At 41.2% G+C, this 11,170-nt stretch carries 8 protein-coding genes and 2 pseudogenes; 2 read left to right on the top strand and 8 right to left on the bottom strand.

Annotated features, from left to right (window positions below):
* The first annotated feature begins 54 nt into the window (after positions 1-54).
* Both AC0L6R_RS00425 and AC0L6R_RS00420 read left to right on the top strand, forming a co-directional pair.
* Positions 55-1,018, top strand: a pseudogene (locus AC0L6R_RS00425) (glycosyltransferase family 117 protein).
* The gene (locus AC0L6R_RS00420) at positions 954-3,035 is read left to right on the top strand and encodes a DUF2723 domain-containing protein (RefSeq protein ID WP_473269374.1); all 2,082 of its coding nucleotides are present in this window, start codon (positions 954-956) and stop codon (positions 3,033-3,035) included. Before AC0L6R_RS00425 ends, AC0L6R_RS00420 begins: the two are co-directional and overlap by 65 nt.
* A gap of 112 nt (positions 3,036-3,147) precedes the next feature.
* Here the strand turns inward: AC0L6R_RS00420 and AC0L6R_RS00415 are convergent, their stop codons facing one another.
* The 8 genes and pseudogenes from AC0L6R_RS00415 to AC0L6R_RS00380 all read right to left on the bottom strand — a co-directional run bounded on the left by AC0L6R_RS00415 (position 3,148) and on the right by AC0L6R_RS00380 (position 11,021).
* Positions 3,148-3,342 carry a DUF6728 family protein gene (locus AC0L6R_RS00415; protein ID WP_473269373.1) on the bottom strand — a complete coding sequence of 65 codons (195 nt, stop codon included), beginning with the start codon at positions 3,340-3,342 and terminating at the stop codon, positions 3,148-3,150.
* A gap of 101 nt (positions 3,343-3,443) precedes the next feature.
* Positions 3,444-5,427: pseudogene (gene ispG / locus AC0L6R_RS00410) on the bottom strand ((E)-4-hydroxy-3-methylbut-2-enyl-diphosphate synthase).
* 5 nt (positions 5,428-5,432) lie between these two features.
* Complete coding sequence (locus tag AC0L6R_RS00405; protein WP_283414263.1) at positions 5,433-6,137, bottom strand: SDR family oxidoreductase; 705 nt, start codon at positions 6,135-6,137, stop codon at positions 5,433-5,435.
* Positions 6,138-6,270: 133 nt separating this feature from the next.
* On the bottom strand, positions 6,271-7,830 hold the full coding sequence (locus AC0L6R_RS00400) for a hypothetical protein (RefSeq protein WP_473269372.1): 1,560 nt from the start codon (positions 7,828-7,830) through the stop codon (positions 6,271-6,273).
* Positions 7,797-8,945, bottom strand: coding sequence for a hypothetical protein (locus tag AC0L6R_RS00395; RefSeq protein WP_473269371.1), 1,149 nt, complete (start codon positions 8,943-8,945; stop codon positions 7,797-7,799). Before AC0L6R_RS00395 ends, AC0L6R_RS00400 begins: the two co-directional genes overlap by 34 nt.
* On the bottom strand, positions 8,938-9,669 hold the full coding sequence (locus tag AC0L6R_RS00390; protein ID WP_473269370.1) for a hypothetical protein: 732 nt from the start codon (positions 9,667-9,669) through the stop codon (positions 8,938-8,940). Before AC0L6R_RS00390 ends, AC0L6R_RS00395 begins: the two co-directional genes overlap by 8 nt.
* Before the next feature lie 46 nt (positions 9,670-9,715).
* The gene (locus AC0L6R_RS00385; protein ID WP_473269369.1) at positions 9,716-9,943 is read right to left on the bottom strand and encodes an ATP-binding protein; all 228 of its coding nucleotides are present in this window, start codon (positions 9,941-9,943) and stop codon (positions 9,716-9,718) included.
* A complete protein-coding gene (locus AC0L6R_RS00380; protein WP_473269368.1) occupies positions 9,936-11,021 on the bottom strand; it encodes a histidine kinase dimerization/phospho-acceptor domain-containing protein in 1,086 nt (361 codons plus the stop codon). The genes AC0L6R_RS00385 and AC0L6R_RS00380 overlap by 8 nt, the downstream gene beginning before the upstream one ends.
* Positions 11,022-11,170 lie beyond the last annotated feature (149 nt).

The following is an 11,170-nucleotide window of genomic DNA, read 5'->3' as shown; positions in this document are numbered from 1 at the left end:
GCCCTATTTGGCATTTATTTTTTTTATTTTCGCCAGTCAAATTCCACTTATTAAATGCTCAATTACAAGCAAATCAATAATCTGACCGGTTGGGTCGTTTTTGCGGTAGCTACTTTGGTTTACGTTCTTACTGTCGAACAAACAGCTAGCTTCTGGGATCCAGGAGAATTCATAGCCGTAGCATACAAGTTACAAGTACCTTCACCCTCAGGAGCTCCATTCTTCCTTTGGTATACCAAATGTACATTTTATTTGCATTCGGAGATCCTTTGCAAGTGGCTTATTGGATGAATATCGGTAGTGCGCTATTCTCAGGTTTCTCTATTTTATTCCTTTTTTGGTCGATCACTTTATTTGGAAAGAAGCTTTTCAAAGTTATAGAAGGGCAAGAACCAAAGGCGAAACAATCACCTTGATGGGTGCTGGGATCGTCGGCGCATTGGTTTACACCTTCTCAGATAGTTTCTGGTATTCGGCTGTAGAGTCAGAAGTTTACGCGATGTCTTCCTTCGTTACAGCGATCGTGATTTGGGCATTCTTGAAGTGGGATGTGATCAAAGACCCACGCGAAGAAAACAAATGGATGATTTTCATCGCCTATTTGGTCGGACTTTCTATTGGTGTTCACTTGCTGAACTTGGTGACTCTACCAGCTTTGGCACTCATTTACTATTTCAAAAAATACGAGAATCCTACGCTGAAAGGTGGTCTTCTTGCTATGTTTTTGGGAGGAGTTGCACTGATTATCATCAACAATCTGATTATACCAGGACTTCCTAGCTTAGCTGGATCCATGGAGATTTTCTTTGTGAATAGCATTGGCTTGCCATTTGGGTCAGGAATCGTAGTCTTTATGCTTCTGTTTTTCACAGCAGTATTCTTCGCCTATAAGTATTCTCGTAAAAAGGGAAATGCAATTCTAAATACAGCTCTTTTATCCTTCATCTTCAGTCTTGATCGGCTATGCGAGTTATGCCTTGATCGTGGTACGAGCAAACCAAGATCCGGTTATCAATGAAAATGCGCCAAAGGATATAGTCAGCTACGTCTCATACCTAAAGCGTGAGCAATACGGTTACAGGCCTTTGCTTCATGGCCAGTATTTCACTGCGCAATTGGTGGCTCAAGAAGAAGGCGCACCAGTTTATATGAAGGGAAAAGATAAGTATGAGATCGTAGATTATTCTTTGGTAAACACTTACGACCCTACAAAAACAACAATTCTTCCTAGAATCTATTCAACACAAGAAAATCATAAAAGGCTTTACCGACAGAAACTTGGCCTGAGAGAAGGGCAAGACCCAACTTTTGGTGACAATATTTACTTCATGTTTGAGCATCAGTTAAACAAAATGTACTGGCGCTACTTCATGTGGAATTTCTCGGGTAAAGAGTCAGATTTCAGCGATGCACCTTGGGTAGGAATTACGGATGCATTCAAAGATTACCCTGATTACATCACGGAAAACAAAGGACACAATAACTACCTCATGCTTCCGCTGTTGCTGGGAATTATCGGTTTATTCTTTCAAGCTCTGAAAGACCCTAAGTCTTTCTATGTGAATTTGATGCTTTTCCTGATGATGGGCGTAGTGCTGGTCCTATATCTGAATTCCCCTCCGGTGGAGCCGAGAGAGCGTGATTATATTTATGTAGGTAGTTTCTATGCATTTGCGATTTGGGTTGGGCTCGGAGTAATGGCCATCGCACACATGATCGGTCGGGCCACGAAGAATATGGCAACTGCCGGAATAATTGCGACGCTACTTACTTTGCCGGTAGCCGGCTTGATGGGCGCTCAGAACTGGAATGATCACAACAGAAAAGGAAGATATTTCTCGGTGGATTCTGCTAGAAACTTCCTGGCCTCTTGTGCCCCAAACGCGATTTTATTTACTGGTGGAGATAACGATACTTTCCCACTTTGGTATGTACAAGAAGTGGAAGGTTTCCGTACAGATGTCCGAGTGATCGTATTAAGTTATTTCGATACAGATTGGTATGTGGAACAAATGACTCGACCAGTGAATGAGTCAGAGGCTTTACCGTTCAGTTTGGATCCAAACCGCTACCAAAAAGGCACAAATGATGTGCTTTACGTAATGGAGAGAGAAGGCATGAATGCGATTTCTGCTAAGGAATATTTGAAGTTATTGAACTCAGGTTCTGATCTTTTAAAAATGGAAACTGGCGGTAAATCTGTTGCCAACATGGTTCCTTCAAGAAATCTGATCTTGGAAGTAGACAGCTCTGCTGTTGCTTCCAAGGACATAATCCCTGAAGAATTTGCTTCGCTTTTTGCTCCGCAAATGAATCTTCAAGTCACTGGAAACTATGTAACGAAAGGCACCTTGATGCTAATTGATTTGATTGTATCCAACAATTGGGATAGACCTATTTATTTCAATAACACATCACTCGCAACCATAGGGATCAACATAGAAGATCACGTCGTGATGGAAGGCTTGACTTATCGCTTGCTTCCTGTGAGAAAACCTGAATATGTCCGTGAAGAGTTGGTCAATGCTGATTTGGCCTATGAAAACTACATGACCAAGTTTGCTTTCAGAGGCATGAACAATCCTGATGCCTATTTGGATGAGGAATACAGGAGATTTGCTTCCAATCACCGAAGTGCATTGAATAGCATCGCGATTGCTTTGCTAGACGAAGGTGATATGGAAAAAGCGGCTACTCTTCTAAACTACGGATTGGAAGTAATGCCTAATGAAGCGATTCCTTACGACCTATCTAGTGGACAGTCTGTCCCTCTTTTCTTTGAGGTAGGGGAAGATGAAAAGGCGCTGGATATCATTAATGAGGTATCGAAGAAGTCATTAGACATGATCGAGTTCTACACAGAGGAAAATAGAGAGTATGACCGAGAGATGATGATTTCTATAGAGATGATACGCTATTTTATACCACTTTTGGAAGAAAGAGGCTATCAGGAAAAAGCTCAGGAGTTAAAATTAAGAATGGAGCAATTCCTTGGTCCGCAGCAAAGTGGCGGAAGTGCGTTGGATAGAAGATAAATAGAATTTCATACTAAAAAGAAAAGAGTCTCGGATATCCGGGACTCTTTTTTTTATTAGCCTGGTAAAATCACTTTCTACCATAAAGGCTCTTTAGCAAAGAATTATCTGATTAAATAAACCTTTTCACTATCCAAAAAATAATTGCCAATAGAAATACGACGATAGAAATCTTGTTGATTCCATGCATCATTCGAAGGTTATAATTGGACTTCTGGTTTGGATCTGGCTTTTGAAAAACACGAACGAAGTAGTTCCCAAAATCACCCATCTTGAAAAATCCTTTTACTTTATTGTTATCGGACATGGTTTGAGTTTTTTTTTGTAAACAGATAGAATTGGGAAATGGTTTGGTTTAAATTTTACAACCCTTCGAGGTTTTAAAAACCTCGAAGGGTTTTTCTAAAATCAGATAATCTCAGGTTCGTTCCACATTCCGTCTTCCTTGATTATTTCTATTAACTTATCAACGGCTTTCTCTGAAGGAACGGAACGCTTCATCACTTCTTTGCCTTTGTATAGCGTAATTTTCCCTTTGCCCGATCCTACATAGCCATAATCTGCGTCTGCCATTTCTCCAGGACCATTCACGATGCAACCCATAATTCCGATCTTTACTCCTTTTAGATGATCAGTTCGCTTACGGATCATCGCGGTAGTTTCTTGCAAATCAAATAAGGTTCTTCCACAGGAAGGGCAGGAAATGTATTCAGTCTTAGACATTCGAGTTCTCGCTGCTTGCAAAACTCCAAATCCCACAGAATTATGAAGTTTGATTTGTGCTAACACTTCCTCGCGGGAATGTTCTTTCTCCTTTTCTAAGGAAATAAAGATTCCATCGCCTAATCCATCTATCAACAACCCACCAACGTCTGTTGCAGGCATAAAGCATAGTCTCATCCTGAGATTGGTCAGGGTAACTCACTTTCAGAATCACCGGAATGCCCGATTTGGCTTCAAGCAAACTCACAAAAGCCCGTCGCATTGCTGGCATCGCATGTCTATTTTCAGTTTTCAGAATCAAGACAGTATCCCGTCGATCTGACGTCAGTGTGATTGCCTCTGCTATCTCAGTATCATAGACTTCAAGGAAATTCAATTCTCTATGAAATTTCTCAGCAGAAGAAAAACCCACTAAATCGTAAAGGGGGAATTTATTTTGCTGATCAGAACCAACAGTCCATATCGCTGCATCCTGTATTTCCTTCATCCCATTTGGTAGCATAAAAGGAATCGGGTTGGCTCCAGAATAAACAAAATCACAGCCTTGGTCATTCATTTTCCACTTGTCCAGTTCTGGCAAATAGAAATGACCTACAGACTTCATTTCCTTTTCTGTAATCTTTTCAACCTTTGAAATATCTGTAATTACCCTTGGGACATTATGTCCACCAAAATTGTAAATCTCTGCAGAGTGGCGCTTGAAATGCTCGTAAGGATTGACTGGATAATTTTCAATAGACTTTATCTCCGCATGTCCTGCACGATGTGCATAGCGGTCGATCAATGCTTTAGCAACTGGCGCTTCAAACTCAGGATCTTCTGTCAAGGATACACGAACCGTATCTCCCAAACCATCTTCCAGCAATGTCCCAATTCCAACAGCCGATTTGATTCTACCGTCTTCCGCTTCGCCAGCTTCAGTCACTCCGAGGTGCAAAGGGTAAGGTTTGAATCCTCCTTCGTCCAGCTTCTCTACAAGCAGCCGGTAAGCTTGAACCATAACCTGAGTATTTGAAGACTTCATCGAGATTACGATATCGTAGTAATTCTCATCTTCACAGATTCTCAAAAATTCCAATGCTGACTCCACCATTCCCAGTGGAGTATCACCATATCTACTCATGATCCGATCAGAAAGAGAACCATGATTTGTTCCAATTCGCATCGCCGTTCCGTGTTCCTTGCAGATTTTCACCAAAGGCAAAAACCGCTCGCGAATACGATCCAGCTCTTCTTGATACGTCTCATCTGTATATTCTATTACTTCGAATTTCTTCTTGTCCGCATAATTCCCTGGATTCACGCGTACTTTTTCTACGATCCTAGCTGCTACTTCTGCAGCATTTGGGGTAAAGTGAATATCAGCAACCAATGGTGTATTGTATCCTCTTTTACGAAGCCCATCCTTGATATGTCTTAAATTCTCTGCTTCCTTAATGCTTGGAGCTGTAATTCTCACCAGTTCACAACCCGCCTCAATCATGCGAATACTTTGCTCGATTGAGCCTTCTGTATCCATGGTATCCACCGTAGTCATGGATTGGACTACAATGGGATTATCACCGCCAATGACGACATCACCAATTTTTACCGGAATGGTTTTTCTCCTTGAGTAACTTGTCAGACTATCGCAATACAGCAGGTCTAAAGATTTAATATTTGTATGCATGGGGTTTATATATCTCCTAATTGAGGTCGGATTACTAGTTCTTCAACAACAGATTGGGGCGAAAGGTTATAAGCGGCCCAAACACTCTCGGCCACATCTTCTGCTTTCATAAATCGCTCCACAGGCAAATCAACTCCTTCCCAGCTCGAAGTATAAGTTGCGCCGGCAAGAATGGATGTTACTTTGATCTGATGTGGTTTTAATTCTTCACGCAGACACTTGGTCATTCCGAGCATCGCCCATTTTGAAACAGCATAAGTACCCCCATTTGGGTAGGCTGTAAGTCCAGCGACTGAGCCCATGGTGAAAATATGTCCTGATTTCTTCGCAATCATTTCGTTGACAAAACCACGAGTCAGATAATAAGCAGAATACAAATTGGTTTGCATCATTAGCTCAAAATTCCCTTCAGGCTCATTGTGAATAGCACCTGGCAAAAAGACTCCGGTGTTATTTACCAAGACATCAGGAATCGAAACTGATTTGATTTCATCTACAAACTTAGTCACTTCTTCCTTTTTGGAAAGGTCAGCCTGAATCGCCAGAATGTTTATCGAAGGATACTGGCTTTCCAAATAAGTCTTCAAGTCAGCTAAGTCAGCTGCATTCCGCGCACAGGTGAAGACGTCAAAACCTTCCGCTGCGAAGCGCTCAATAATCGCTCTTCCTATTCCTTTGGTACCTCCGGTGACGAGAATGCTTTTGCTCATTTGATTCGTAGTTTAATAGTTAGTGTGACAACTATTCTCCTTCGGCAAAGTTACATGTTTTTATCAAAATAGAGCGGAAACTTGCATTCTCCCAACATGGACAATCTTATCCAATCCCTGCGAATTTCGACCTTCATACACCAAGTTCAATTGTAATCCCTCTCCTATTTTCTGTAGCCAATTCACATTCCAAGTGACATTTGTGTCCTGGTGTCAACGCTTGGAGAATTTCATAGCCAACTGGAGAATTTGCAACACCATTGTAATCAATCTGAATCAACTTGAGATTGCCTGTCAGCGTAGTTTTTACTGCTCGCGCAAAGCGAAGATCTAGTCCTACTTGATGCAATTGCGCCTTTTCCTCGAATTCAATATTCTCAGTATTGACTTTTCCCGTAAAAGAATAAGTAGCTGTAGTCCGGAAATATGGTGTGGGTTGCCAGGAAAACTCAGGTCCAATTAGATTTTGGGAAATATTGTAATTCCTGTTTTCTAAGAAATCAGATGCCGAAAGTCGGTTACCGGTTCCTGCAATAATCCTCAAAGTAGTCTGCCCGTTGAAATTATACCTCGTATTCAACTTCCAATCCTTCTGAATCAAATCTTCAAATCCCCCGGAAAGCAATTGCTTGAACTGAGAATCGAAATATGACAAATCAAATCCATAACTGGCAGAAGCCCGATTGAAGAAAAAACTCGAGCGGATCACTTGCCTGAGAGATAAAACGTCTTCCCTATTCACTCCTCCAATAAAAGGATTTATCCGATCCACAAAGTCATCCGAAGTGACTTTCTTCTCCACACTCAGACTGGTGGTATTTGAAAACTTATGTAAAAATGTCCGCAAGCCACCAGCCTCTTTCCAAGTTTCCGGGAATTTTGCCTGTAATCTGTAATTCAAAATACTTGTGTAAGCTTGAATAAAGGTATCTGTAGGTACGAAAATCTTGATGTATTGCTTTTCTTCTGGGTTGATTGCCAAGTAAAATTCATTCAGCTGCTGTACGCCATCTCCATTATCATCTCTCCAAGTATGCGTCCCATCACCATTTGGAGCTGGCAAAAAGACGAATTCCCGTTGCAACTCCCGCCCGTTTCCAATGGCATAGCTGATTTCATTTCGAATGAGATTTTTACCCAAGCTTCCCTGATAATCTAGCTTACCCATTACGGTAAGTTCGGATTGGAGATCGCGCTGCAAATACTCCAGTTCCCTGTAAGTAAACGTACTGCTCAGGCTGTGCTGAGTCCATTGCTTTCTGAAAGTAAAGTTGGAAGTAAAAGCTCTGGTATCATTTAGCAATTCTCCAGCTATAGGAGCCTTATCTTCACGCCAAGCTGCATCAGCCAAAAAGGAATAACTGAGTGAGTCATTGCTTCGCAAATAGAGCAAATGCTGCTTATAGTTCATTGCTGTGCTCACAACCGAATCCGTCTCGGCACTTCTCAAAGCATTTTGATCCAATGAAAACTGATAGCCTGGAACGATGATTTTGGAATTATAACTCACATCACCCAAGTACCGAGTCCAGTCAGACTTCAATGAATCCTGAGTGGAATTCAAGCGAAAAAACTCTTGCCTGAGTCTGATTTTGGAACCCAACTGAAAATTCCAGGTGGCTGAATGCTGTGTTCCGTTCAACACATTTTCTCTATTTCTCAGGTAAAAAAGATAGCCGAATCGATTGAGCACATCTTTTTCAAAGCCAATCCCAGCACGAAAAAACTGTTCGGGATGGCTGCACTTTGTAATGCATGCTGGCTAAGTCCCCAATCCCGATCAAACTCGATATATCTAAATCGATCTATAAAATTGAAGTTGGTGGAATTGTATTCGTACTCCGTCTGCCCTTTCATGATATAACCTTTGAAAAGTGAAGACTCCCGACCTTCACTTTGCAAGCCAACCTTCATCCCCAGCCCTTGATTGTCATCATCATCTAATTCAGAAAATAGATTTTTGTCCACTGAAGAAAGCGCCAATTCTGTATAAACTTTCTCATGCTCATTTAGCCGTATCCTTGAGCCAGCAGTCACCATTCGTTTGCTATCGGGAAGTGGCAATTGGGACAAAATAGAATAATCACCCTGTGGCTGTCCATTTTGTCGCGGAACATATTCGTAGACTGTCCCATTCGACAATTGGTTGGAACGACGATAATCTCCAAGCCCAGATCCTACTTGGGAAAAGCCCAAATCATAATGAGCCACCTCAGGATCATTGGAATATTCATAATAAACCAATGGATTTCCCAGAATATCAAACTCGGTGACTTTTTTATATAAAATTCTATTCTGATCAAAAGCCACACTATCAATCCGAGGAGTTCTCGCAAGTGTTGCACTATCGCCTACTAAAGCCATTAGCCCTAATTCACTCTGGGAAAAATCTGTAAAAAGCGGACGGTTTCTATTGTCTTTTTCCTGGTAATAATTCAAGTACACATCCACCTTTCCGTTTGTTTGGCTGTGATTCGCGCCGATGATAGATCGGGAATAATTCCGCTCTGCATATTCAAAATCAACCCTAACTCGGGAATACTGAGTGATTAGAACTTTTGGGGTAAAGGTGATTTCTGCCTGATTGTAATCAATCACATAATCTTCATTGAAACCTCGCTTTAGCTGCTTTCCATCCAGAAATACCCGCTCGGAATTGGCCATGATGATTACAAATCGCTCATTATTTGGCCCACTAACTCGATACGGGCCGAGCACACCTTCCAAAATTGGTAATTGAATCGACGCAAATTTCCCTTTGGCAATGGAAGCAAAAGCTTGGGAACTCGCGGTCCACTTATCACTCATACTTGTATTTGGAGGTAAACTGCAATCCCTGCACATTTTTGTAATAGCGCAGAAATTCAGACTGCCGCTGCTGCAAAACCACATCTCCCGCCGCCAAACTAAAGTCATCATTATACAGCTCGATCAGCACATTGTCAAAGTCCTGGATTTGTTGTGTATTTCCTTCGGGTTGAAATGGTACATTTTGATCGGTGATACTTGCACGGATTTTTAGATTTTCGGAAATATCGCCTTCTAGTTGAAGATTAAGCGCTGAGTTGACAAATACATTTTGTGTATTTCCGAAGGAAATTCCGCGCGTGAGACTTCCCGATTTGTAAAGGTTTGTTGTTGGAAAAAGCTCCTCACGAAAATCAAAAGCAGGCAACTCAGCCATTCTATGGTCTTTGAATTGAGCTGTAGAATCATAATCCGACAATAAAGTCCTGCGCGCAACTGGCTGATCAAAGCGTATGGAAAAAGTCCTGTAGCAAAGCAAAAGTGAATCAGGTTTTACTTCACTTTCAAAAAGCACTTGAAGCTTATTAGCATTTAGATCATATTTGAAATTATACGAAATCCCTTCCTTATCTGAAATTCTGATAGTTTCTTCCAATAGGGAAAGTGAGTCTGGAACTGTAGGAATTGCAAAAACCTCAGACTGCACCCATCGGCATTTTTCCTGAGCCATTACCGAATTGGAAAAGCCACACACTAATACCCAGAAAAGTAGCCAATTACGCATGCTCACTCCGAAATTCCTTTTGATTGGAAGGTACTAAAAAGATGAATTATCCCATCAATGGAAAGGTGAGATAGAATGTGGTACCCTTTCCAACCTCAGTTTCAAACCAGATTTTACCTCCCGCTGTCTCTACTCCACTTTTTGCGATAGCCAATCCCAAGCCCGATCCTGTGGACTTGGTAGAGAAATTTGGAATGAAGATTTTATCCTTTAGATCATCCGAAATCCCTTTACCATTATCTGTAATTTCAAGAAAAACCGCCTGATCAGTCATCCAAAGCCAAATACGTATAATTGGCTTGACTCCCTGGCTCGACAGCTTGAACCCCATTAATTATAAGATTGGAAATTACTCGTCCAAAAAGCTTATCATCACCCAAAATCGGAATATTATCTGTAAATGAATCGTCCTGAAAAACCAACTCGACTTGCTCATCGCCACTGAATAACTCCAACACTTTATTCAGCACAGCTTTGAAGTTCATCAACTCATTATTTGGCAAAGGCATTTTTGCAAAAGTGGAAAATGAGGATGCTATCCCACTAAGTGCATCTACCTGATGGATCAACGTCTCCAGCGATCGTTTCAGCTTTTCTGCATCATCTAATCTGCCAGCATCCTGAAGGCGAATCAAATGCTGAAGCGTAAGCTTCATTGGTGTAAGTGGATTCTTGATCTCATGTGCTACTTGCTTTGCCATTTCCCTCCAAGCAGATTCTTTCTCGGTGGATGCGAGTACTTTCTTCGAGCTTTCAAGCTTAAAAAGCATGTTGTTGTATTCATTTACAAGTAATCCTATTTCATCTTTTGATCCCCAATACATAGGTTCGTTATCTTCCAAATTGGTAGCCTTCAGCTTTTGTGTAAGCAATTTGAAAGGGAAAGTAAGGTTAGTGGAGACAAAGTAGGAGACGAATAAAAACAAAATGAAAATCACCACAAAGGCATTGAAAATATTGCTCAACACATCTGCGATCAACGTATTCAATTCTGTTTCTGACTCAAAGAATGGAACAGCCAAAATTCCTAAATTCTGCTGATTCGCTGTGGCTGGAATTGATAAATAAACAGACTTATAACGCAATTTCCCGATTTGCTCATCAGCCAGAAACTGGGACTGCCCCATTTCTTCAATTTCAGCCATCGCTTTAGGATTAATTATCGGCGCCAGAATTTTTTTATCAAAGATATTTGGGCGATTGGTAGACTCTAATTTGCCCTTAGTGGTATAAATATGGATGTCACTGGCTATGGTATTTGCCAATTCATTCACTTCCTCATTGAGTAGATCGTTATCTACATTTTCAAGACGCTGGTTATTGAGAAAGCTACCAAGATTCCCTCTGATCAACGCTGCCTTTTGGATGTATTGTCTATCCAGATCATCCCGATAGCTATTAGCCAACAAGCCAATCGTGATAATACTGATAATGAGGATTGGGAAAAAGAAAGCGAAATTAAGGTAAAGCTGAAGCTTGGTGGAGTAATTGAATTAGGTGC

Source organism: Algoriphagus sp. 10J20-15, assembly GCF_055809615.1.
Note: the sequence above shows the minus strand (reverse complement) of the source record. Positions and strands in the feature narration are given on the sequence as shown.